Genomic DNA, 25,165 nt, shown 5'->3' with positions numbered 1-25,165 from the left:
AGTAAAAATCGGAGGGATTTAAGCGTCTACAGAACCGCAGAAGCGATACCCTTCTCCGTGAATGGTGACAATCAAATCCTCGGCGTCTTGCTCACTTTCAAAGTGCTTGCGTATACGACGAATAGTAACGTCGACGGTTCTGTCATTGGTGCGCAATTCGCGGCCCGTCATTTCCAGAATAAGCTGCTCTCGGGTGAGGATTTTCCCTGGGTTGCTCAAAAACAGATGCAGGGCACGGAATTCACTACGCGGTAATCTGAATTCATTACCAGATGGGGAGATTAAGCTGCGGCTGTCGCCATCTAATACCCAACCGTTGAAGTTAACCTTGCTGGGCAGATCCTCATCTTCGTTGGCGTTACTGGTTCGGGCCAACAGGTTTCTGGCTCTGATAGTTAGTTCGCGTGGATTAAATGGCTTGGTGAGATAATCATCCGCGCCTATTTCTAAGCCCAGGATGCGATCCACGTCGTTATCTCTACCGGTTAAAAATATCAGGCCGACGTTTTTCTTGTCGCGTACTTCACGAGCCAGAATCAGACCGTTTTTACCTGGTAAATTAATATCCATGATCACCAGGTCGATGGTGTTATTTTCGAAGTGATCATGCATTTCTTCGCCATTTTCCGCTTCGAATACACCGTAGCCTTCTGCTTCGAATAAACTTTTCAGCGTAGTTCTTGTTACGACTTCGTCTTCTACTATCAATATATTTGGAGTTTGCATGATCTCACCTGAGATTGTTGTCATTTATTTTTATTTTATTACCTTGAGATAGTTTATCGGAAATTGGCACGTTTCAACAATAGGGAGCTGAATTTAAGTGAGGTGTTCTCATATTGCTCCTGACTGAAGAAAATACGCATTTTCGACTGTAAAGGTACTATGGTGATCATTCCGCCATTTTCAATAAAATCTCGTGTTTCTCCAACAGAAACAATGGTTTTATTCAATTTTTCCAGTTTGGCGAATAGCTCCTGGCTTTCTGCCTGCTTGCCAATGAAGATCACCTGACATTGATCGCCATTTAATTGTTCTGGTGTCTCAAGGCTCACCAGTTTGATGTCTTTGTCTTTTAGGCGTTTTTTGGGCAGCTTATTGAATACTCTGGTATGCGACTGATTGGCATCTTCCATAAAACAAAAATTAAACGTGTTGTCATTAAAACTTTCATCGGGATAACTAGTGTAATGGGCGATGTGATAGAGAAAGGACGCTCTGAGCTCTTCGGGTTTAAAGGACTGCGCATAACCAGCCTGCCACGTCACCAGGGACATGACCAGAATACTGGTTAAACGCTTAAATACCTTTAAATTCATCAGGAGCTCTGTAGCAACTTTTCCGGTTCAACCCGTTTAACCGGGAATACAATGTTAAACTCAACACCGTGGCCTGGTTCGCTAGACAGCGAGATTGAGCCATTTAATGCTTGTGTGACTAAATTGAAAACAAGATGCATGCCCAAGCCGCTACCGCCCTGACCGCGTTTGGTGGTTACGAAGGGATCAAAGATACGTTTACGCATATGTTCTGGTATGCCGCGGCCATCATCGGTATAGGTTATATTGAGCTTGTCGCTGTCGATAAGCTCCGCATGGATCACTATCGCGCCGTTCTCTTTGTCTTCAAAGCCGTGAATGATGGAGTTCATGATCAGGTTGATCATGATTTGATTTATGGGGCCTGCTTTCGTTTCAATGCAAAGTTCTGGATCGCAGTCTATTTTAATCTGATGAGTCAGGTTCTTAAGCCTGGGTCGCATTGATAATAGTATTTCATCCATCAGCTGTTTAAAGCTGAAGGCGCGGTCTTGTTCGCTTGATTGGTCAACGGCCACCTGCTTGAAGCTTGAAATAAGCTCGGCAGCTCTATTCAGGTTGCGATAGATAATATTGAGATTCTCTTCGCCTTCATTCATGAACTTGGAAAGCATGCTGGCTTTGAGGGACTTTTCTTCAAATGCTTTTTTCAGTTCATCTAGTCTGTCCAGCATCATAGTTGAGGCTGTCACGCCCAGCCCTATTGGCGTATTAACCTCGTGCGCGACACCGGCTACCATATCACCCAGTGAGGCCATCTTCTCGTTTTGCACCATCTGCCGCTGGAATTGGTGCAGTTTTTCCAGAGTCTGAATTAATTCCTGGTTTGCCTCTTTCAGAGCTTGGGTTCGCTGATTAACTTTCTCTTCCAGGTTCTGCGCCAATCTCAGGTGTTCTGTTTCGGCTTCTTTTTGTGCCTGCATGTGGTCCTGAACTCTGTCCAGCATCTGGTTAAAAGACGACGACAACAGGTTGAGCTCTTTAACGTTAGCCAGCTCTGCGCGTTTCGAGTAGTCTTTTTTATGGGCAATATCAGTTACCAGATTCACCAGGCCGTCGATAGGGTCGGTGATTGTACGCTGTAACCTCAGCGTAATAACAAAACATACGGTTAGCGTTACTAACAGCACCAACAGATTAATTAAAATACTGTTAACGGTTAAGTCTTGCAGTGATTTAGCGGAAGCCCGGAGATATACGTAACCAATGATGGTTTCGTCGATAGAAACGGGCTTGATGAACTCCACCTGGCTTTCGTTAATAATGGGGGCTTTCAGCTCTTCCACTCTGTCATACATGGCCTGAATAGGGGCCTGCCCCTTTTTATTATAACTGGCAAAAAATGACAGTTCGCCATCAGGTGTGACCTTGTATATATGAACGTTGGTGATAAAGTCAGCGGCGGAGAGTACCAACAGGTTCTCTTCTTCGGTAATGTTATCGTCGAAGGCGATACCACTTTGGGCGTTGCGCGCGATTAATTCACCAAAAATTTCAACTTGTTCAATGAGTTCAGTTTTGTAAGTGGTAACTTGGGTGTAAAAGGAGATGCTGCTGGCTAAAAATAGCGCGAGGGTGGCTACGCCCATCACTACCCAGACAAACAATCGTTTTATTGACAAAAATTTTGATTCAGAGCCCATTCAGCGCATTCTTGTATTTGGCGAACTGACGTTCAGACAATCACCATATTGATATAAAGTGGCCACAATTGAAACTACAACTCTAAAAACTTATGAAAAAAAACGCAGAAGCGCAAGTTTTCAGGCTTTGGAAGGCTTATCAGGACATAAAAATTCACACTGCTTCAGCGAAGAGTTTGATATCTGCAACTGGATTCATTATTTCTGCCTGCAACCCCCGAAGCCAGCTTTGTGAGCAATCATTTAATCGGCGTAAAACACAAAAGCTACAGCGTTACTTAGAAAGCAATCATATTGAGTTTAAGTTGCTTTTAGTGGGTGATGTTACATTTAGCTGGAGTGAGCCAAGTTTTTTGATATTTGCTACTGAATCACAGGCTCGCAATCTGGCACGAATTTATCAACAGAATGCGGTTTATCAACTAAAACAAGGCGAGCTTTGGTTAGTACCGGTATTGCTTGGGCAGGTCACGCCTACCTCAATGGGGCCGGTAAGCACTTTTATAAGCGGGAATTCTTAGTATTTAACCAGCTCCTTCAGCTGCTCCTCAGTGATCCCCAATTGTGCGGTCCATGAATTAATTCGCATCTGTTTTATTTGCTTTGCTACTTCATCTTTTTCTTCCAGTAAAAGGTCTTTAAAATCCGTCAGGCAGATACAAACCAACTGAGTCTTGTCTTCACCTGTTTGTGGATCCGGTAAAGTGGCATTTTTGTAAATAATGCGCGGACACTGATCGCGGCGCTGTGGGTCTTGAATACAGGTTTCGGGTAATGCCAATGAGCTAAAGCTGAGCACCGACAGCAATGTCGCCGTCGGTAATAAGATGAGTGTCCTGAAAGTAACAAAGCGCAACAAGCTTATTCCTTGAAATATTACAGATCTGCTCAGGATTTTATGACCTGAGGGCATCCTCGTAAAGCCCTGTATAATTACGCGCTGCGTCTTCCCAGGTGAATTTGGTATGCATAGCTCTGTGTTGCATGGCTTTGAATTGCTGCGGGTATTCGTAATAAAACAAAGCCGCACGGCGCAAACAGTTCAACAAGGCAGAACTATCGGCACTGTGAAACACAAAACCCGTAGCCTGATCCGGGCTTTCCTCCAGGTCAATAACCGTATCTCTCAGTCCGCCTACAGCACGCACGATTGGTATGGTGCCATAAGCCAGGCTGTACATCTGATTTAACCCGCAGGGCTCAAACAGTGAAGGCATCAGGAAGTAATCGCTGCCCGCTTCCAGCAGGTGCGCCATGTGATTACTGAACTCTTCACGGAACACAAATTTCTCCGGCTCCTGATGGGCAAAATGATGCAGCTCTTCACAAATTGATGGATCGCCAGTACCAATAATAAGCAGCTGAATGTTGTGTTGCATCAAATGACCCAGAATAGGCAGAAGATAACCAAAGCCTTTTTGCTCAGTTAAGCGGCATACCATACCAAACAGCGGAATATCGGGGTTTTGCGGCAAGCCCACTGCACTTTGCAGAGCTTGTTTACAACTCACTTTGCCAGACATATCGTCGGTGTGATAATTCTCCGGTAATTCCGGATCGGTGGCCGGGTCCCATTGGCTGTAATCACATCCATTGAGTATGCCCGTCAGATCGTGCTGGCGGGTCATATATTCATGGTACATGTGATGAGAGCCCAATGGTGTTTTTAGCTCATAGCCGTAGTGAGGACTTACTGCATTTATTTTATCGGCATTCATAACGCCAATTTTCATAAAGTTTATCGCGCCCATATTGTCTTTTTGTGCGGCAATTTCTTCATAGGGATGCAGAAACGGAATGTCATGCAAGGGGTGCTGACACTGGTAAGCACCATTGTGTACCGTAAGCACCGAGCGACTTTGAGCATAAAAGCCGGTGGGATCGCGACGCATGAAAAAAGGCACCAGAGCGGTGTGCCAGTCGTGACAATGTACTATTTGCGGTTTGAATCCGATGCAAGTGCTGGCGTGTAGTGCCGCCATGGAGAAGAACGCATAGCGCTCAGGATTGTCCGGGAAGGCGTGATAGCTGTCGGTATATATCCCGTCTCTGTCAAAAAACGGAGGAAAATCAATCAGGTAAACGCAAAGCCCGTCCAGGTCCATTTGCCGAATGTTGTAATGATAATGCCTGTCGTTGGCATACAACACTTGTGTGTCGGAGATTTGATGAGATTCAAACTTTTCAGCGATAGCTTTGTAATAGGGCAAGATAACCCGAACATCATGACCGAAATTCTTCAGGGCCACAGGCAAAGCCCGACCTACATCGGCCAGGCCCCCGGTTTTTACTAAGCCTTCAACTTCTGATACGACGAACAGAACTTCCACTAGAAACCGATCTCCATATTTTTCGGAATAACCACGATACCTTCTTCTGAAACTGTTAAGCCGCGGGAGCGATCCAGTTCCAAATCAACACCAATCTGGGTGTTCGGCGCAATTTTAACGCTTTTATCTGCAATAACGCGGTTAAGTACACAGTTTTCGCCCACTTCGCATTTACCCAGCATGATGCTTTCCACCATTCTTGTGCCTTTATGGATTTTGGCGTTAAAGCCTAAAACACTGCGTTCGATGTGGGCGCCAGTGACCTCGCTGCCAGAGCTGATCATGGAATTTAATACCGTGCAGTGATTGCCTTCATCATCGGCCATAATATTCGCTGGTGGTACTGGCGGATGATAACTGCGCAGTGGCCAGCGATTGTTGTACAAATCAAATTCCGGCTCTGCTACCAACAAGTCCATGTGCGCTTCCCAGAAAGAATACACAGTACCCACATCACGCCAGTAACTGTGATTGGCGGTTTCAGCTTCACCCGGAATCTCATTGCGATTGAAATCGTAAACGAATACTGGTTCACCATCGGCTACCATTTTGGGCAGAATATCGTGGCCGAAATCATGGGATGACATCTTGTCTTCGGCGTCTGCACTCAGGTATTCGAATAACTTGTCTTTCTTAAACACGTAGTTGCCCATAGAAACCAGTGCTAAATCGGGGCGACCCGGAATGGTTTTGGGATTTTCTGGCTTTTCTTCAAAGCCAATCATGCGAAAATCTTCGTCTACTTCGATAACACCGAAACGACCAGCGGCCTCTGAGGCCAGAACCGGGATGGCGCACACCGTGAGTGAAGCATCCATTTTTTCGTGATAACGCTGTACCTGACGAATATCGATTTTGTAGATGTGATCACTACCAAAGATAAAGACGTTATCGGGTTCGTGGATCTCAATCAGGCGTAGGTTCTGATAAATGGCATCTGCCGTGCCTTCGTACCAACGCTTACCCATGCGCATTTGCGCCGGTATGGCATCGATAAAGTTGCCGGTTAAGCCGGTGATATGCCAGGCCTGTCGTAAGTGAATATTAAGCGATTGCGACTTAAACTGGGTTAGGACATACAGTTTCAGAATGTCTGAGTTAACGAAATTATTGAGTACAAAATCAATAAGACGTAAACCGCCAGCAAAGGGCACTGCTGGTTTCGTTCGGGTTTGAGTCAATGGGAAAAGTCTGGTACCGGCACCGCCAGCCAGGATCATCGCTATATTTCGTGACATTTCGGCATATTCCTTTGGATTGCAATTACAAAATCATAGCACCAAGATTGATACTGAGTTAGCCGGGAAAAGAAAATTCACAAAAAAGTAAACAAACGTTTAAAAATTAACCGTTTGTTATTAGTGAAGAAAACCATGATGTGCAGAAGTCGTCTGCAACAGGTTAAGTCGCTCTCAGTTTATCGTTGCTTTGTTGTTATTAGAAGGGTGCAACGTCTTGGTTTTCCTTCCGCCACTGCAGAAAGAGTAATAAATAAATCCTACGCCTTTTCTTACCAGATTTGGACCGACCACTGAAAAAAAGTTGTGACTTTAACGATTTAGTAAAAAAAAGAGGCTCAAAACGTGGTTACACGCAAGAGCCTCATACTCTGGTAACACAAAAACAAGCTTTTAGAACTCAAAATGTAAGCGGTTACATTTTGAATTGCAAGTAAATTTCAAACATTTTTTGTACACAATGAGAGCAGATGAGTTACTGCCCCCCATTTTGGGGAGCAGTGAGAGTGTATTTGAAGGAGCTAGAGTCTATTTAATGCAGCGAAATAAGCTATTTGATACAGCGATACAGGGTAAATTTGCTGGTTTGGGCCATCACTTTACAGTTGGAAAAGCTCTGCTTTAGCTGCTCTGCATAGGGTAAAAAGCGATTTGCCACTAACCAAAGCTCACCACCAGACAATAGTTTTTGTTTGGCATCCCGGATGAATTTATCGGTAATAGTGTAATCGGTCTCAAGCCCGGTGTGGAATGGCGGGTTGGTATAAATGGCTTTAAAGGAACCTTGCACATCAGCCAGGCCATTGCTAGCAACAACGTTAAAGTTGGCCTCGGTTTTACTCATGGTGAGTTCGCTGCAATGCAGTGCCAGAGCGTTGATATCGCTAAGTTGGATATTAATGCTGGAATTAAGTTTTGCCAGGTAAGCACCCACAACGCCACAGCCACAGGCAAAATCCAGAATTTTGCCATCAGGTGCGGTTGTGATGTTTTCTAATAATAACTGTGTGCCAGCATCCAGTTCGCCATGACTAAATACACCGGGCAACGATGCCAATTGTAGCTCTATGTTGCCAGCTTTACCTGGCACCTGCACTGTGTGTTTAGTAACAAACTTATCAAGCTCGAAAGTTTTGCTTTCAGATACTACTGTGGCAAATATTGAGCAGTGGCGGGCAGAGTCCAGCTTGTTGGCGCGTTCACCAACCGCTTCCAATAGTTTTCCGCTGCTCTTAATGCCGCCTTTGTTTTCGCCCACCAGACATAACAGCCCTTCTTGCTTTAGTTGAGTTGCGAGGTAGGCAATCATCCATACTGTGTGTTTTTTGGCTTTGGGCAGATACAGCACAATACCGTCGTATTTTTCATTGTCCTCTGGCAGGGTAATACCAAAATGATGACGACCTCGCTGTCGTTTGGCGATGGTCTGGTATTGATCAAAATACTGATGAAACCCGGATACCGTATCAGGCAGTTCAGCAAAAATGGCAGTGTCAGTGGGATTCACCAATAACCAGCGCCCTTCTGCGAGCATGTCTGTCTGGCGCATTAAACATTGACTGGCAGGCGATAGCATTAGTTTACTTTCCTGAAGATCAGATCCCAAACACCATGGCCTAAACGATGGCCGCGCTGCTCGAATTTAGTTAGCGGACGAAAATCTGGGCGAGGCACGTAATCTTCTGTTTCAGATGTATTCTCAAAGCCTTCCTGCACTGACATCACTTCCAGCATGTGCTGTGCATAGTTTTCCCAATCGGTAGCCATGTGAAAGACACCGTCTTTGGCCAGCTTACTGCGAATAAGCTGAGCAAATTCCGGCTGAACTATGCGGCGTTTATGGTGGCGTTTTTTGTGCCAGGGGTCAGGAAAGTACAACTGCACCCGGGCCAGGCTTTCATCAGCGATAGATTGTTTTAGTATTTCAACGGCATCGTATTCGAATAAACGCACATTGTTTAAACCCTGTTCAACGATATCTGCCAGGCAAGCGCCCACACCGGGGGTATGTACTTCGATGCCGATGAAGTTCTTGTCTGGTTCGGCTGCAGCCATTTCCACCAGACTTTTTCCCATGCCAAAACCAATCTCCAGTACGACAGGGGCACTGCGGCCAAACACCTCTTCGAGGTTGTAAGGTTCCGGTTGAAAATCCAGACCGAAATTGTCCCAGTTGGTTTCTATAGCTAATGCTTGTCCTTTGGTCAGACGGCCTTCGCGTTTTACAAAGCTTTGTACCTTGCGCACATAGACGCCAGCGGCTTCTGCTTCTTCCTGAGATTTATACTTACTCAATGTCGTACTCTTAATTTTTGATCTTGCAATTACGGGTGGCGTATTATCCCGTCTCCCGTACGAAATACAAGCATAGGATAAATGACACAAATCCCCAGTTCCCCTGTCATTACGCAGCGCATATTAGATTGGTTCGCAGTGCATGGTCGAAAGCACTTGCCGTGGCAACAAAATAAAACCCCTTACCGGGTGTGGATCTCTGAGATCATGTTGCAGCAAACCCAGGTAAGCACGGTTATTCCTTATTATCAGCGTTTTATGGAGCGCTTCCCGGATATCAAAGACTTAGCGCAAGCAGAGCAGGATGAAGTACTCCATTTATGGACCGGGCTTGGCTATTACGCCCGCGCTCGCAACCTGCACAATGCCGCCAAACAAGTGCTGGCAGAGCATAGCGGTGAATTCCCAGAGAACTTTGACGAAGTTTTGGCTTTGCCAGGTATTGGCCGTTCCACGGCGGGTGCCATATTGTCTTTGTCACGGCAACAACCGCTGGCGATTTTAGATGGCAATGTTAAGCGAGTACTGGCTCGCTATTACGGCGTTGCAGGTTGGCCGGGGGAGAAAAAAACAGAATCTCAGCTTTGGCAACTAGCAGAACAAAACACCCCCAACGAACAGGTGGCGGATTACAATCAAGCTATGATGGATATGGGGGCTACTTTGTGTACTCGTAGTAAACCCGATTGCGACAACTGCCCCATAGCAACTCATTGTATTGCTCATCAACAAGCAAACTACGCTGCCTATCCTGGCAAAAAACCGAAAAAAGCCATTCCAGTAAAAACCACCACATTTATGCTATTGCGTCAGGGCAATAAAATATTAATGGAGCAACGACCTCCCGCTGGCATTTGGGGGGGGCTGTGGTGTTTCCCTGAAGCAAGCAAGGAATCCATTGAGCAAAGTGCTGGACAGCTAGGTTTCAAGGTAACAGCGCAATCTGAGCTTAGTGCTTTTCGCCATACCTTTAGCCATTTTCATCTGGATATCAGTGCAGTGGTGTGTGAGGTAGAAAGTAAAACCTCCAGTAAAGTTAATGAAAGCCAGCAAATCTGGTTTGATCTTGCTAATCCACAAAAGATAGGGCTGGCTGCCGCTACCAAAAAGCTGATCGATCAATTAAGCTTGGCGCAATCTCAATTGTAGTTTAAACCATAAACTGTCATTTCTACTATCAATTAAATCAATGACTTAGTGAGATTAAAGCATAAAGTGACACCTTGATATTTAATCATAAAATGACATAAAAACTGCCTACTCGGCAGGTCGATGCTGCAGGCCTTGATTTTCAGCTCTATCCATTTTTAGCTGCCTATTCGGCAGTTCACGGCGCTAAATTGATGCTAACGCTGTACTTTTGCTTTTTAGCTGCCTATTCGGCAGTTCACAAACTACGGCCTAAATCAATCGGTGCCGGAATCTTTTTAGCTGCCTATTCGGCAGTTCACTATAAAAAATTAGTAGTTAACAAAGAAAAATCAATGAGTTAAAAATAAACCTAAAATTAACCAATAAAAATTTAGTTCTGAAATAACTATTTAAAATCAAAGGGATGTAAATTTCGAAAAAATGAAGGTCAAAATGATAGTGGGACATAAAACTGCTTTGAACTTTGATTTGATAAGCCATATGAGGTGGCGATTTGGTTATCTCCCGGCTGAGCAGTTTTGGGGAGTCTTTCTATATAGAGTTTGAATTCTTGATTGGAACTTCCACTGGATATCGGGATTAGGTGCACATCGCCCCAGTTAACATCAATCGATTGGTGAATTGGCCTGTATATTTCTCCTCTACTTTCAGCTCTCTTTTTACTTCTGTGTAAGATCCGTTTGAGGCCTGAGGGAGAGTATTTCTCAATGCGCTGATTTCGAATGAATAAACAATAGTCTGAATCTGAAGGAGATTGGCGAACATTGCTGATATTAAAGTAGCCAAGCTCCTGCATTTTTAGGTAGTAATTCTGCTCTGCCAAAATCTGCAGTGAGTCTTTATCTGGACTGACAAATACGATTGAATCACCCGGGGATGAGCAAGACCATTCAGGAAAGGCAATGGCGATATTGTTGATCTTTTGCCGATGATATACACCGTGCAATATCCTGATGCACTTGCCAGCCAGATGATTAACATCTTGCTCCTTCGCAATGAAATTGATTCGAATATAATGCATCGTTTACGCTTTCCCTCTGTTAAACAGACCGCCCTTAATGAGGTTTGCAGCGATAAAGTGGCTTTTTTTCATGACGTCACTGTCAAGTCTCGGAGGTGCCTCTGATTCCTGAAGTTCAGCTGTTATCTTTTCAAGATTTTTCAACAGAGAGAAGAGGTCAAGTCCTGTTTCTGGGTGACGAAATGCGGTTGCTGATTCTTTGTCTGCCCCATAAGAGCCGACCCTTATAGGTTTCTCGGCATCCGGATACCAGTCATCTATCATGGCAACCGCAGCACCTACCTTATAGGCGCCAAAAATAGGTGTGTCCTCATTAGCCACCTTGGTTTTCTGATAAACTCGACTGGCTTTATTCTCTTCTTTGTCTGTGAAACATTGACTTGGGTGAATCTCTTGAGCAAATGCTGTCTTGATTTGCGCTGTGACATCTAAAAATAGCGCCTTTTTAGGTTCGCATAACGTCTCCTCTATCCGACGTGCCAGTTTTTCGAAATCGGATGACTTGCTAATGTTAATTCCATCATCAATATCTTTTATTGATAGCAAATTCCCGGTTTCTTCAGTAATTGTAATCTCCACACCCAAAGCATCCTTTGAGCGCCACAACCAAAGACCACTTGCGATATTCTCAAGGTAGCGTTTTGCTAAATAATAGTAACCACCTTGTTCTTTATATTTATCGCAGAAGTTGCGAATTTTGCCTGTGAATTCGGGTTCGTCACAAAGAAAAGGAGAAAAGCTGTTGGCATTTATTCGTAAAGAAAATCGACACCTCACAAGCTCTGCGTCTACTGGCGCAAAACAGACATCAATAGTTTGTGGATTAGATTGCGCCAGGGTCTGCCTGGATGTTGCTTTTTTTACATCCCCATTGCTATCAAAAGCATCTGTATAATGACCCTTTTGTCCAATCACCTTTATCGTCTGAACAGGAACAGGGAGATTCTTCTCACAGCCATTTGAGTAAGTGAAAATCGCCTGTCCCGGTGATATTGAGCGCTGGAAGCTCAGTCGCTTAGGTAGCATCGTACTTTTTTCCTGTCTGGATGAGTAAATGATTATCAAAATGGCTATACCGCCACAGCAGTTTTTCAAAAGCGATATTGTTTTTAATCGTGATGCACTTAATATTGGCGATAATGTTTTCTGCCAGCGCATGTGGATAGCCGTTTAAGGTATCTTTGATTGCCGTCGGGGGATTTAAAAAATGATACCCAACACAAGAAAATGTTGCGCGATTTAATATATCCCTTTGTCTGTCCGGATCATGTATTAGCTCATTGGCATTAAATGCATTATCCAACGTCAACCATTTGCCATACTGAGTTTCAACTTTTTCGGCAGCTTTAATGAATAAATCATGTCCAGTGAAATTCTTTTCGACTGACATGAGATGTACAATACCCCCACAAAGGCTCATTGGAAGTGCTGCTTTTAGATCTGTGCGCTCCGGTAACGGACCCTGACATTCTACAACCAGGCTCAGTTGCATATCACACTGCAGGCTGTCAATAATGGGCGGTGGTTTTATTTTTCCGTCCTTTGCGAAAATGCTCTCACGCGTTAAACCGCGGTGATGGAGACTACAATTATGCAGACATATTGCAAAAGACTGAAAGTGAATGTCGTTACCAAATTCTATGTTGAGTTTTCTCTGGTATGCATGGATAAATCCAAATATGCCAATCAGTGACGGCAACCCAGCGGTATAAGGTGAGCTGAGGGCATTGGCAGCATCTACCTTTATATTGGAGATGACCAGAAAGCATTTTTCTATCGGAGATGGGGTTGATTGAACTGCCCTGTGTTTGAGGTTTCCGTTTACAATATTTGTCCTCAACTGGTTAAAACCAGAGAAAAACTTTCGCATTAAAACCGGCTCATAAGCATACATGCGTGCGCGGTGCGTTTTGCTGAGAGCGAAATTGAACTTCTCTACCAGAGCCTTTGTTGATGGCAGTGATTCATCAGTTTTGAAGGTAACGGACAACCAATCAGACAAAAGCTGTTCAATCCCACTTTTTACCTCAAAGGTGTGCTGTTTTAGCTGGTTATCTGTCATCAGCACTTTAGGTAGCTCGGCCATTGCCCGCAATGCGCTCAAGTTCACATCGGAAAGCCATCTTTTGTCGGATTTCTCTATATGGGAAGTATCTAATCTTGAAGGGAGTGTTTTTAATGCGTTTATTCTACCCCCAACGGATGCGGCAAGATTGCCAATACTACCGGGTCGCGATGCTTTCATCGTCTCTGCCTTCCAATAATGTGCTCTAGTCAGAAGGTGAAGTTTGCGCTGTAACTTATGTGAGGTTACGGGTGTGATGCATGTGTATTCGGAGTATTCATTGGGAAACCTGAGTAAGTGTATTCCATCGGAGTAGAAATCAACGTCGCGACACTCTGATGGAACGGATTTTAACGCATCAATTAATCGTTTTATATTTTCTTTAGACATGCCATTTGACTTTAGCGCTTGTACAAAGGTGTCGATTTCTTGTTGAAGTGCCTCTCCCAGACAAAGTAATCGTCTCTTCCAGATAAATTCGCTGCAAAGTAAGTAATGAAAGTTAATATCAGCAGAGTTTTGGGACCATCCCATTGAATTTGGCTGAATAGCCTGCGAACTCAGAAGGTATTCCGGAATTTTTCCTATTGGATCCATCCGAATGCATCCTCTCGCTCTGTAGTCAGGGTATTTGATATTGTGTGTATGACGAAAGGAAAAGGCTTTAACCCATCGGTTTATATTCTTTTTATCGTTAATTACGATTTTTATCCCGAGTTTATCAAATACATCAGTTAAAGCAGGTGCTCTTTCTCGCAAATGAACCAGGCAGCAGATTGTTTGCTCTTCCCAACCATCTATCGTTATTGCAGGGCTCAATGGAGAAAATGCTCTTTTTACTTCGAGGTTACGCCCTTTTACTTCCTTGATCTCTGGCAACTGCTGAAAATGCGTAATATCTACCATTTCGATGTGAGCACCTGAAGGTTTGAATGCTCGGACTGGAACTTTGTCATCCAAACGCAAAATACATCTCCTAACTCAAAGGCAGGAGTATAGATATTTAGAGGGTTGATAAGCCTCTTGTTGTGAATCGGCAAAATACCCTGATCCGCTAATGCGGCTACTTGTTGTGTATTACAATTTAAAAGAATAGAGGCTTCTATTGCATTGAGTTTTAGATTGGCAAGCCAGTTATTAGAGTAAAACTTGTCCTGAAAAAAACTAATCAAATATTTCAGTATGATATTAAATTTTAGTTTGGAGCTGGGAAGTCTCGTTGAAGTGAGCAATAAATTACCGAATACGTCTTCGAATCTCAGTGCGCCAAGCTGTTTAGTCGAATAATCTTCTGCCAGATTAACTTTCTCATCGAGGATATGGTGGAACGTCTCAGGGAACCCGGACAGAAACAGAATAAAATCAGGAGATGTCTCCTGTGCATAGCGGTCTGGGTTGTAATGGTTAAATTGCAACCACCAAAGAAGTATCCCCCATCGATGGCTTTTGTTAATGTCCGGCAAATGTTCTACGGTACCTCCCGAAAGCCACCGCGCCAGTTCGAGGTCTGCCGACGGGGCTTTGCTTTTCTCATCCTGATAGTAAGGTTCATTACATTTTGGACAGATGTTAATTGATTGATCTTTTATATAGTGGATCATATGGCCGCATGAGCACTGGTGAATTAGTGTTCGGCAGTGATGATGGCAGGCATTGTAAGGAGTAAAGTGCCATAATTGCCTGATATAAGCTCCCTCGGCCAGACACTCTGTACAAACAGGGATAGTCGATGTCTGTAAAAATATTCGTGGATATACATCACCTTCCCGATTAACAGATTCGTACTTACCTGAAAATTTTTCTCTCCCCCTGTAAAGCAAAAGTGAATTCACGGACTTTGCTTCTTCAAAAATCAGATGTGAGAAAAGCCTGATGAAATCAAGTCGTGAACGACCCGAAGTTTTGGCGTGATATAGGTTGATTGATAGCAATTTAAGTGACGAGGCAGAATGAACCTTGCTATTTTGCCTGCTATCAAGACGTTGCAACGCACCTAAAAAGCGATCAATTTCCTTATAGCCGTTGTGCTGGGCAGTACGGATGATAAAGCTTTCAAGTGTCTCATCTTTTTGTGGAGGCGTGCGTGATAGTAACATTCATCGTCTGAAGTTGCGCATTCATCAAAAAAACATAGACGAGTTTTTACTAAGTTGCATAATAGATACATTTTGTTCGCATTGAATAGAACGCTGAGCTGAAGAAATGAAAGTCAAATGAATCTTAAAGGGAAAGGTTATTGCTAATAACGATGGCGCTTATATGAAGTTGTACTATACTTAAAAGCGTAATGTTCGATAATGAATTTACTCACCAATTATACAAATACGCGGTAGCTAAGGTCGTTTTTTATTCATTTTGGCAGAAGTGCCGCATATTTAAATGTAACTATAAATGACGCGTTGGAGTTCATGGATGAGCAAGACTAAGGCCCATACTTTAGTTAGCTGGATTGGTTGGAATGATCTACAGGGTATTCTTAGTCCAGACCAGAAGAACTGTTCCGTTGGACCAGTAGCAGCTACTCTCGATACTAAACAATTTGAGCGTGTAGAGTTATTGTACGATTACCCTCAAGGGCAGGTAATGCCTTACCTGAACTGGTTACGGGAAAAGTTCAGCTTTACTGTAAATGCGCACGCCGCTCCGTTGTCTTCCCCGGTTAATTTTGGCGACATATATCTTCAGGCAAATCGTCACCTGTCTAGGCTTCAGGCAGAGGAATGTCAGTTATCCATTTTATTAAGTCCCGGTACACCAGCAATGCAGGCTGTTTGGATCCTGCTTGGAAAAACCAGATACCCATCTAAATTTTTCCAGTCATCCAGAGAAGAAGGGGTTCAGGAGGTGAATGTCCCCTTTGAGCTGGCAGCGGAGTACGTGCCTGCGGCTAAAAACATTGGCAGTGAAAAACTTAATACGTTGGCAGAGCCAGGGGTACCTGTTAACGCAGCATTTGACAATATCATAACTCAAAATCCACGGATGCTGGAGTTAAAAGCACAGGCGCAAATATTGGCGGAACGTGATGTTCCTGTTCTGATTCTGGGAGAAACAGGAACAGGAAAAGAACTTTTCGCCCGGGCGATTCATAACGCAAGTAACCGGCGGGACAAGTCTTTTGTCCCATTAAATTGTGGTGCAATCTCGCCTGAATTAGTCGATTCAGTGCTGTTTGGACACAAAAAAGGTGCTTTTACAGGGGCCATAACAGATAAACCAGGGGTATTTGAACAAGCTCATGGCGGCACCTTGTTTTTGGATGAATTTGGGGAGTTACAACCTCATGTACAGGTGCGCTTATTGAGGGTATTACAGGAAAAAGTTTTTGTGCCAGTTGGCGGTGAGAAAGAGCACCAGGTAAATGTCAGGCTTATCACAGCTACTCATCGCAATCTTTTGCATGAAGTTGCAAATGGTAACTTCAGAGAAGACCTTTTTTACCGCATCGCTGTTGGCACACTACATTTGCCGCCGTTGAGGGAACGTGAAGGAGATCTTTCGATATTGGCAGATAGTTTAGTCACCGCAATTTGTGAAAAAGACCTAGCTCTTGAACATAAGAAAATTTCTGCTGACGCAAAAAATCTTATTTTAAAGCAGCCATGGAAAGGCAATGTTCGAGAATTATACTCCACATTGTTACGGGCAGCTCTTTGGTGCAAGGGCAAGGATATTTCTGCGGAAGATTTACAGCTGGCAATGTTTGAAATTCCAAGAGGGAAGACGGACCTAATGGCTATGGATGTCTCACAAGGCGTTGATATTCAAGAAATAATCTCTGAATTGGTGTCTGTTTATATCCGCAAGGCGCTGGAACATACGGGGCAGAACAAAACAAGGGCAGCACAACTTTTAGGACTGAAAAATTACCAGACATTAAACAATTGGATGGAAAAATACGGAATTTCTTAGCGCCTCATTAAACTTGGCACAGCCTTCGCTATAAGGCTGTTATGGACAGAATAATTTTTATGAAATCAGTGAACTTCGAATTCTTGAGACCCGAGAATGACCTACTTGCTAACCTTGCTGGTTTGGCCGAGGCGGTATTGCATATCGATCCGGGGAGTACTTTGACCCGTTTACGCAGTTTTGCTGAAGAGCTGACCAAGGCCATCTATAAGGAAGAGTTGCTGCCGCGTATGCCGCAGTCCAGCTTCTATGAGCTGATCAAAAGTCCGGTTTTTGAGGATTGCGTTAGCAAATCACTGATTCATCAGATCAACTTTTTGCGTATTCAAGGCAATGACGCCGCCCACGGCGCAGAGGGTGAATTACGTAATGCACATATGGCATTGGGAACAGCGCACCAGTTGGCTATGTACATGGGTATTAAGTATTACGGCAAAAAGAAGGAACAAATCGCCACATTTGTTGATGTAAAAGATCCAACGGCATCCTTAAATCAGCTACAGAAATCCGTTTCAAGCTACGAGAAGGAATTGCAAAAGCAGCAAGAAGAGCTTGAAAAAGTCATGGAACAACTGGAGCGTGAGCGCACCAGAAACATCGAAAGGCTGGAGCAGCCTGCCAAGGCAGATCAGCAAAAACGCCAGCAGCAGAGTCAGCACGTGGCCGACAGCCTACAATGGAACGAAGCTAAAACACGCGTCTTGTTGATCGATGCCATGTTGTTGCAAGCTGGTTGGGATATTCAGAATCCCGATCAGGTCGGCCAGGAAGTTGAAGTACAGTTTCCCAACAACCCAAGCGGTAAGGGCTATGTGGATTACGTGCTCTGGGGCGATAACGGTCATCCACTTGCTGTAATTGAGGCGAAGAAATCCGGCAATACCAACCTACAGGCCGGTCGAGAACAAGCCCGGCTATATGCCGATGCCTTTGAGCACATGGGCTACCAACGCCCGGTCATTTTCTATTCCAACGGCTACGAGACCTTCATCTGGGACGATCACCAGTACAACACCTACCGGCCAGTTTACGGTTTTTACAGTAAAGACAGTCTGGATTACCTGATTTATCAGCGCCACTATCGTGCGGCAGAGCTGGAAAAATTCAATCCAGAACTCAGCATCGCTGACCGACCTTACCAGATTGAAGCCATTAAAACGGTCGCGGCACACTTTCAAGGCCAGCGGCGCAAAGCACTTATCATTCAGGCCACTGGCACAGGTAAAACTCGCGTAGCCATAGCATTGGCTGAGCTTCTTTTGCGCACTGGCTGGGCCAAGCGTGCATTATTTCTTTGTGACCGAAAAGAGCTGCGCGTACAGGCCGATGATGCCTTTAAACAAAACCTGCCGTCCGAACCGCGTTGCGTTATTGGTGAAACAAATAAAATTGATCAAAGTGCACGAATTTATATTGCCACCTATCCCGGTATGATGAATCGCTTTGCTCAGTTAGATGTTGGCTTTTTCGATCTGATTATTGCCGATGAGTCCCATCGCAGCATCTACAACAAGTATCGCGATCTGTTCGATTACTTTGATGCTTTGCAAGTGGGGTTGACCGCAACCCCAGTGAAATTCATTAGTCGGAATACCTTCGATATATTCGATTGCGAAACCACCGATCCGACATTCGAATTTGGCTTGGACGCGGCAATTAATAACGAACCACCTTACCTGGTTGACTTCCGAGTGAAAGACCTGACTACCGACTTTCTTCGTGATGGTATTCATTACAACGACCTTACAGATGAACAAAAACGTCAGCTAGAAGAAGACCTAGGCGAAGAAGCAGCTCGCAATACCACTATTGCAGGCAAGGACATTGGCCGTAAGATCTTCAGTGAAGATACTGATCGCATAATCCTTGAAAATCTAGTCAATAATGGCATCAAGGATGAGACAGGCTCCTTGGTTGGAAAAACTATTATCTTCGCTCAGCGTCAGGATCATGCTGAGCACCTGGAAAAGCTGTTCTGCAAGCTCTATCCCCAGTATGGCACCAAGGTGTGCAAGGTCATCCACAATGCGATTCCCCATGTTGAGAGCCTGATTAAAGAATTCAAAAAATCCGATAACGATTTTCGCATTGCTATTTCAGTGGATATGCTCGATACAGGTATCGACGTTCCGGAAGTCGTCAACCTGGTGTTTGCAAAGCCGGTAAAAAGCTGGGTGAAATTCTGGCAGATGATTGGTCGTGGCACGCGCTTGCGCCCGAATCTCTTTGGTCCAGGAAAGCATAAAACCGAGTTCATGATATTTGACCATTATGGCAACTTCGACTTTTTCGAGGAGGAGTATCAGGAGCCTGATGACACCGGCGGTAAATCCTTACTACAAACAACCTTTGAGGCTCGTCTTGAGCTGGCGCAGGCTGCATTACAGCAAAACCATGCTGCCGCTTTTGATACGGCCATTAATTTACTACGGGCCGACATTAATGACTTGCCCGACACCAGCATTGCAGTAAAGCGAGAATTGCGTATCGTGCACCAGCTGCAGCAAACCGATATGCTCAGGGATTTCGATGCGAAAACCCAGCATCTGCTTGCCAATAGCATCGCACCGTTAATGTCTGCTCGCGTGCTGCGCGACAAACATGCAACCCAGTTGGACAAGCTGATGGCTACCATTGAGCGCTGCCTGGTAGAACAAGCGAGTTGCTTTGATGATGGCAGAGATCTGCTGCTCGCTGAGATGGACAAACTGGCCGTGAATATTCAGGCGGTACGCCAGAAAGACGCAATTATTGAAGAAGTACGCAGTGCCGACTTTTGGCAAGCGCCTAATATCGAAAGGTTAGAAAAAGCCCGCAAAGAGTTGCGCGGCATTATGAAATATCGCCAGCAGCGAACCGGCCCCGGTTATGAGACCGACACCACGAGAACAGGGGATTCCGGGGTGCGTGAAGCTGAACGTGAGGTAAAGATCGCCGGTGCCAACGAGGCCATGCTCTACCGCCGCAGGCTGAAGGATATTCTGGATCAAATGGTAGCGGCCAACACAACGTTGCAGAAAATCCGCAAAGGGGAACCCATCGCAGAGCCAGAACTAAAAACACTGACGTCTACCATACTCACCAGCCACCCTGGTGTGAGCCTGGAGGTGCTGAATGAATTCTATGGCCGTACGGCAGATCAATTACACCTTACGGTACGTGAAATTATCGGCCTGGATGCACAAGCCATTGAAGACCATTTCAAGAGCTTTCTGCACGCCCACCCAGCGCTCACTGCCCAGCAGGTGCGGTTTATGAACCTACTGAAGAATTACATCGCCCAGCACGGCTCCATCGTGGTCGAAAAGCTATACGATGCGCCATTTACCTCCGTCTCACACGAGGGAATTGACGGCATATTTACCCCGGATGACGTGGGTGAGCTGATTACTGTTATGAAACCCTTTATTAAGGCTGAACCCAAGTCATCGGGTTCACAGCCAGAAAGCACGCAGGAGTGAACATGCAATCACTGGAATGGACAACTGAACTTATCATTACCGCCTCGCTAGCAGGCTTGGTGTTTGCTGCGCTAGGATATCTGCTGGCGATGGTCTTGCTGGGCCGCAAGAGCACTGAACTCAGCGGCCGGTTGAAGCAGACCGAGCAAGCCCTGGAATTGGCCAATACGCAGAGCCAGAAGCAACAAGAGGACATTAAGCAGCTCGGTGCAGCCTTACACGACAAGGACCTGTCTGAAAGCAAGTTGCAGACAAGGCTGGATAGTGTTCAGTCTGCAGCCCAATCCACCGAACAACGCCTGAATGACACAGTAACAGAACTGAAGGGTCAGCTGGCATCTCAGCAAAGTGCGTTGGATGAGGTTAAAGGTCAACATCACAGTACCGAAAAGCAATTGGAAACTGCCCAAGCTGATAATCGTGCATTGAAAGAGCAATCTCAGGATTTACGAAATCGCTTGGAAAAAGCGGAACAGAACATTCAGCAGGAACGTTCTCAAGTAAGCCAGCTCAAAGAAGAATTGGCTCAGGAAGGTAAAAAGGCCAAAGAGCTTGAATCGTCCAACTTTGAAGCACGTGAGCAACTAAAGGAAGCCAAGCAGAACCTCGTGGAGGTACAGCAGCGCCATACCCAGCTTCAGGAGCGCTATCAGTCACTTAGTAATGAGCATACTGAACTGAAAACCACGCTGGAGCGCAAAGAAGAGCACTTTAAAGAGCAAATGCAACAATTAAGCGAGACCAAGCAGTCACTGACCAAAGAGTTAGAAAATCTGGCTAATAAGATATTTGATGAGAAAGGCAAAACGTTTAGCCAAACAAGTCAAACCAGCATCGACAGTATGCTTAAGCCATTCCGCGAGCAAATCGAGGGTTTTCAGAAGCGCATTAATGAAGTGCATGAATCGTCGGTTCGCGGCAACAGCAATTTGAATGCTGAAATTAAGAAAGTGCTGGAAATAGGCCTGCAAATGAGCAGCGAAGCTAATAACCTGACGTCAGCACTCAAAGGCGATTCGCAACAGCGCGGAGCCTGGGGCGAAGCACAGCTGCGCCGCACGCTTGAAATGAGTGGTCTGATTGAAGACGATCACTATTCGGTACAGGACGCCTTTAAAGACGCCGAAGGCAAACAGAAGCAAACCGATTACCTCATCAAACTGCCTGATGGCAAACACATCATTATCGACAGTAAGGTAACGCTGAACGCCTACGACAGGGCAGTGAGTGCCGAATCGCCTGAAGAATACCAAATCGCCATGTCTGAACATGTGAAGGCAGTTCGTAAACACATTGATGACTTAGCGTCGAAGGATTACACCAACCTGGTAGGCATGCGCAGCCCCAACTTTGTGCTGATGTTTATGCCCATTGAGCCTGCCTACATCGAAGCGCTCAAAAACAACAAGGATCTGTTCGAGTACGGTTACAAAAAGGGCATAGTGCTGGTATCTCACACCACACTCATTCCTATTCTTCGCACCGTATCAAACCTGTGGATGATTGAGCGTAGCAACGCAGAAGCGCGTGAAATCAGTGAAAAGGCTGGAGATATCTATAACTCGGTGCGCACGGTAGCAGAACGATTACATAAATTGGGCGGTACCCTCAACACGGCCAGTAACCATTACAATAACACTGTCACAGCGTTGGCAGGCCAGCAGGGCCTGTATGGCAAAGTCGACCGCTTTAGTCAGCTATCGGCCAAAGTCACCAAAAGCCTGCCACAGCTGGAGACATCTCATGTGGACTTTGAGGCAGAGCGCTTAGGCCTGATTGTCGAGCCCATTCCAGACCTTGAAGAACTTCCCGAAGAAAAAGATGAAGAAAATAACAAGGCTCCGGCACTGCAATCACCTAACCCTTATGAAGTGGATGACGACGCCCATGAAGAAGTTGCACTTGCAACATCAACCGAATCCAAAGTGACAGAAAGCAATTAAGAGAAGTAACGAATGCTAACAGGTAAAATACGTAACGATATCGACAAGCTCTGGGAAAAGTTCTGGACCGGCGGTATCACCAACCCATTAACGGTGATCGAGCAGATCAGCTACCTGATGTTTGCCCGCATGCTCGACATGCAGGAAGACATGGCAGAGCGCAAAGCGAATGCTCTTCAGAAGCAAGGAAAAGGGGGCAAAGACTTCGACCGCCTGTTTCCCAATACCCCAGAAGGCCAATTGCTGCGCTGGAAGAATTTTAAAAACCTCAGCGGGAAGGAGCTGCACAAACACCTGAAGCAAAACGTCTTCCCTTACTTTGCCAAACTGGGTAAGAAGTCGGACGAGCAGGATGGGCTAGGCAGTGATGGCAGCGCCATTGAGGCGTTAGGCCATATCGGCGAATACATGCAAGATGCTGATCTCGAAATCAAAAACGAATCGGTACTGGTCAGCGCCGTTGAAATGGTGGACGAGCTGCCGCTCACCCAAAGCGATGTAAAGGGCGATATCTACGAATACCTGCTGAGTAAGCTCACCACCGCAGGCATTAACGGCCAGTTCCGAACCCCACGACACATCATCGATGCCATGATCGAACTGATCGATCCGCAGCCAACCGAGAGCATCTGCGACCCGGCTTGTGGCACGGCTGGATTTCTCGCCCGCACCATGGAGTACCTTAACCGTGTACATTCCAGTGAGGCAGGTATTTTTGAAGATGAAGAAGGCAACAAACACCACACCGGAGACCTGTTAGAACCTTACCGCGACCACATCAACAAAAATATGTTCTGGGGCTTCGACTTCGATACCACCATGCTTCGCGTCAGTAGCATGAACATGGCCCTGCACGGGGTGAATGGCGCGAATATTCTCTATCAGGACTCTTTAAGTAAATCCATTAAAGAAAACTTTCCTAAGCAGGAAGAAGACTTCTTCGATGTGATCCTCGCCAATCCGCCTTTCAAGGGCAGCCTGGATGAAACCAATACCAACCCGGATGTTCTCGGGCTGGTCAAAACCAAAAAAACCGAGCTGCTGTTTGTAGCTCACATTTTACGTGCGCTCAAGCTCGGTGGTCGTGCCGCGGTGATCGTACCAGATGGCGTGCTGTTTGGCTCTTCTAAAGCGCACCAACAATTGCGCCAGGAGCTGATAGAAAACAACCAGCTAGAGGGCATTGTTAGCCTGCCCAGTGGTGTCTTTAAACCCTACGCCGGTGTCAGCACCGCGATTCTGATGTTTACCAAGGGTGGCACTACCGAGCGCGTCTGGTTCTACGACCTGCAAGCTGATGGTTATTCATTAGATGATAAGCGTAACGAGCTGAAGGGCGAAGGCAGCAACGATCTGCCCGACGCCATTGCTAAGTGGAAGCAGTATCGCGCCTTGGTTGAAAAGAACGCATCGATCAAAGAAATTGTTAAAGCCTTTGGCGATAAAACCCAGAAAGCGTTTGTGGTCGACGCCAAGGACATCGCCGACAACAAATTTGACCTTTCCATCAACCGCTATAAAGAGGTGGTGTATGAAGAGGAGCAATACGAAGACCCGAAAAAAATCCTAAAAAAGCTTAAGGCACTCGAAAGCGAGATTATGGCTGATTTGGATGAGCTGGAGGCGATGCTGTGAGTTGGCCAAAAGCGAAGCTTTCAGAGGTGGCACCCGCCAAGCCACTCAGAAAAATAGGGCGCATAGATGAAGATCATGTGCTCCAGATAACTCTTGATCACATTGAGTCTGAATCTGGACGCTTACTTAAGCGTAATTATGCGCCTGTAAGCGAAGCTGGCAGTTCAACCCACTGGTTCGACAATCGATACGTTCTCTATTCAAAGCTGAGGCCATACCTAAATAAAGTATACCTTCCTGACGAGTTAGGCATTGGCACCACTGAGCTTGTACCAATGCTACCAAATGATCAGGTTCTTGATCGAAAGTACCTTGCCTATTTTTTGAGATCAAAGACATTTGTTGATTGGGTGTCTTCGCAGACGGCTGGGGCTAAGATGCCTCGCGTTTCTATGAAAGTTTTCTGGGACTACGAAATCCCACTCCCACCCTTAGCTGAACAAGAGCGCATCGCCGCCATTCTCGACAAAGCCGACGCCATCCGCCGCAAACGCCAGCAAACCATCCAGCTCGCCGACGATTTTCTCCGCGCCGTGTTTTTGGATATGTTTGGTGATCCGGTGACTAATCCGAAGGGGTGGGATGTTAAGACATTTGGCGAGCTTGGAACATGGGCAAGCGGGGGAACTCCTTCTCGTAAAAATTCAGACTATTTTGAGGGTGATATTAATTGGTACTCAGCAAGAGAGCTGAACCATAGATATTTGAGCGGGTCTATTGAAAAAATAACTGACACGGCTTTAAAAAATAGCGCGGCAAAAATATTTCCTGAAGGATCGATGCTTGTTGGTATGTATGATACTGCTGCATTTAAAATTTCTATTTTAAGAGAGCCGTCAGCCTCTAACCAAGCTTGCGCAAATATAATCCCAGGTGAGTTACTCGATATAGAATGGTTTTATAGTTTTATCGAGTTTTCAAAAGAGACATATTTACGGCAGCGCAGGGGAGTTCGTCAGAAAAACTTGAATTTAGGGATGATAAAAGACTTTGAGTTACCACTTCCTCCTATTGAGGAACAGAGAAAGTTTAAGGTAATTGCCGAAAAGCTACTAAATAGTAAGTTACTTCAGGTTCATTCAGCGGGTTTGGCCATAGCGAGCTTTAGTTCGCTTAGCCAAAAAGCCTTTTCAGGCGGTCTCTAAGGAAAG

Annotated in this window: 19 protein-coding genes; 7 read left to right on the top strand and 12 right to left on the bottom strand. The window is 45.4% G+C overall.

Annotated features, from left to right (window positions below):
- Positions 1-18 precede the first annotated feature (18 nt).
- The 3 genes from arcA to AABA75_RS18370 are packed head-to-tail and all read right to left on the bottom strand — an operon-like array spanning position 19 to position 2,962.
- Positions 19-726, bottom strand: coding sequence for a two-component system response regulator ArcA (arcA, locus tag AABA75_RS18380; RefSeq protein ID WP_338294190.1), 708 nt, complete (start codon positions 724-726; stop codon positions 19-21).
- Between the two features lie 53 nt (positions 727-779).
- Positions 780-1,319: a YfiR family protein gene (locus tag AABA75_RS18375; RefSeq protein ID WP_338294189.1), complete on the bottom strand. Its 540-nt coding sequence runs from the start codon at positions 1,317-1,319 to the stop codon at positions 780-782.
- The gene (locus tag AABA75_RS18370) at positions 1,319-2,962 is read right to left on the bottom strand and encodes a sensor histidine kinase (RefSeq protein WP_338294188.1); all 1,644 of its coding nucleotides are present in this window, start codon (positions 2,960-2,962) and stop codon (positions 1,319-1,321) included. Before AABA75_RS18370 ends, AABA75_RS18375 begins: the two co-directional genes overlap by 1 nt.
- A 92-nt stretch (positions 2,963-3,054) precedes the next feature.
- Here AABA75_RS18370 and AABA75_RS18365 point away from each other — a divergent pair, with 92 nt between their 5' ends.
- A complete protein-coding gene (locus tag AABA75_RS18365; RefSeq protein WP_338294187.1) occupies positions 3,055-3,483 on the top strand; it encodes a DUF3293 domain-containing protein in 429 nt (142 codons plus the stop codon).
- On the opposite strand, the gene AABA75_RS18360 is transcribed toward AABA75_RS18365, so the two are convergent.
- The 5 genes from AABA75_RS18360 to trmB all read right to left on the bottom strand — a co-directional run bounded on the left by AABA75_RS18360 (position 3,480) and on the right by trmB (position 8,825).
- Positions 3,480-3,821 carry a hypothetical protein gene (locus AABA75_RS18360; RefSeq protein ID WP_338294186.1) on the bottom strand — a complete coding sequence of 114 codons (342 nt, stop codon included), beginning with the start codon at positions 3,819-3,821 and terminating at the stop codon, positions 3,480-3,482. The genes AABA75_RS18365 and AABA75_RS18360 overlap by 4 nt on opposite strands.
- A gap of 37 nt (positions 3,822-3,858) precedes the next feature.
- Positions 3,859-5,292 (bottom strand): glycogen synthase GlgA, encoded by a 1,434-nt coding sequence (glgA, locus tag AABA75_RS18355; RefSeq protein WP_338294185.1) that lies wholly within the window; start codon positions 5,290-5,292, stop codon positions 3,859-3,861.
- Positions 5,292-6,530 carry a glucose-1-phosphate adenylyltransferase gene (gene glgC / locus AABA75_RS18350; protein WP_338294184.1) on the bottom strand — a complete coding sequence of 413 codons (1,239 nt, stop codon included), beginning with the start codon at positions 6,528-6,530 and terminating at the stop codon, positions 5,292-5,294. Before glgC ends, glgA begins: the two co-directional genes overlap by 1 nt.
- A gap of 550 nt (positions 6,531-7,080) precedes the next feature.
- Complete coding sequence (locus tag AABA75_RS18345; protein ID WP_338294183.1) at positions 7,081-8,106, bottom strand: class I SAM-dependent methyltransferase; 1,026 nt, start codon at positions 8,104-8,106, stop codon at positions 7,081-7,083.
- Positions 8,106-8,825 (bottom strand): tRNA (guanosine(46)-N7)-methyltransferase TrmB, encoded by a 720-nt coding sequence (gene trmB / locus AABA75_RS18340; RefSeq protein WP_338294182.1) that lies wholly within the window; start codon positions 8,823-8,825, stop codon positions 8,106-8,108. Before trmB ends, AABA75_RS18345 begins: the two co-directional genes overlap by 1 nt.
- A gap of 81 nt (positions 8,826-8,906) precedes the next feature.
- Here trmB and mutY point away from each other — a divergent pair, with 81 nt between their 5' ends.
- Positions 8,907-9,974, top strand: coding sequence for an A/G-specific adenine glycosylase (mutY, locus tag AABA75_RS18335; protein WP_338294181.1), 1,068 nt, complete (start codon positions 8,907-8,909; stop codon positions 9,972-9,974).
- Positions 9,975-10,404: 430 nt separating this feature from the next.
- On the opposite strand, the gene cas6f is transcribed toward mutY, so the two are convergent.
- From cas6f to AABA75_RS18315, 4 genes are read right to left on the bottom strand one after another with little or no spacing between them, the layout of a single operon-like run.
- Complete coding sequence (gene cas6f, locus AABA75_RS18330; RefSeq protein WP_338294180.1) at positions 10,405-10,998, bottom strand: type I-F CRISPR-associated endoribonuclease Cas6/Csy4; 594 nt, start codon at positions 10,996-10,998, stop codon at positions 10,405-10,407.
- A gap of 3 nt (positions 10,999-11,001) precedes the next feature.
- Positions 11,002-12,024 (bottom strand): type I-F CRISPR-associated protein Csy3, encoded by a 1,023-nt coding sequence (csy3, locus tag AABA75_RS18325; RefSeq protein ID WP_338294179.1) that lies wholly within the window; start codon positions 12,022-12,024, stop codon positions 11,002-11,004.
- Positions 12,014-14,029 (bottom strand): type I-F CRISPR-associated protein Csy2, encoded by a 2,016-nt coding sequence (locus tag AABA75_RS18320; RefSeq protein ID WP_338294178.1) that lies wholly within the window; start codon positions 14,027-14,029, stop codon positions 12,014-12,016. Before AABA75_RS18320 ends, csy3 begins: the two co-directional genes overlap by 11 nt.
- On the bottom strand, positions 13,963-15,159 hold the full coding sequence (locus AABA75_RS18315; RefSeq protein ID WP_338294177.1) for a TniQ family protein: 1,197 nt from the start codon (positions 15,157-15,159) through the stop codon (positions 13,963-13,965). The genes AABA75_RS18320 and AABA75_RS18315 overlap by 67 nt, the downstream gene beginning before the upstream one ends.
- 316 nt (positions 15,160-15,475) lie before the next feature.
- Between AABA75_RS18315 and AABA75_RS18310 the strand changes: the two genes are divergently transcribed.
- The 5 genes from AABA75_RS18310 to AABA75_RS18290 are packed head-to-tail and all read left to right on the top strand — an operon-like array spanning position 15,476 to position 25,159.
- Positions 15,476-16,975: a sigma-54 interaction domain-containing protein gene (locus AABA75_RS18310; protein ID WP_338294176.1), complete on the top strand. Its 1,500-nt coding sequence runs from the start codon at positions 15,476-15,478 to the stop codon at positions 16,973-16,975.
- 59 nt (positions 16,976-17,034) lie between these two features.
- The gene (locus AABA75_RS18305; RefSeq protein WP_338294175.1) at positions 17,035-20,436 is read left to right on the top strand and encodes a DEAD/DEAH box helicase family protein; all 3,402 of its coding nucleotides are present in this window, start codon (positions 17,035-17,037) and stop codon (positions 20,434-20,436) included.
- Between the two features lie 2 nt (positions 20,437-20,438).
- Positions 20,439-22,379, top strand: coding sequence for a DNA recombination protein RmuC (gene rmuC / locus AABA75_RS18300; protein WP_338294174.1), 1,941 nt, complete (start codon positions 20,439-20,441; stop codon positions 22,377-22,379).
- A gap of 12 nt (positions 22,380-22,391) precedes the next feature.
- Entirely contained in the window at positions 22,392-24,014 is a 1,623-nt protein-coding gene (locus AABA75_RS18295; RefSeq protein ID WP_338294173.1) for a type I restriction-modification system subunit M, read from the top strand.
- The gene (locus AABA75_RS18290) at positions 24,011-25,159 is read left to right on the top strand and encodes a restriction endonuclease subunit S (protein WP_338294172.1); all 1,149 of its coding nucleotides are present in this window, start codon (positions 24,011-24,013) and stop codon (positions 25,157-25,159) included. Before AABA75_RS18295 ends, AABA75_RS18290 begins: the two co-directional genes overlap by 4 nt.
- Positions 25,160-25,165: the final 6 nt, after the last annotated feature.

Origin of the sequence: Planctobacterium marinum (assembly GCF_036322805.1) — a bacterium.
GTDB lineage: Bacteria > Pseudomonadota > Gammaproteobacteria > Enterobacterales > Alteromonadaceae > Planctobacterium > Planctobacterium marinum_A.
Note: the sequence above shows the minus strand (reverse complement) of the source record. Positions and strands in the feature narration are given on the sequence as shown.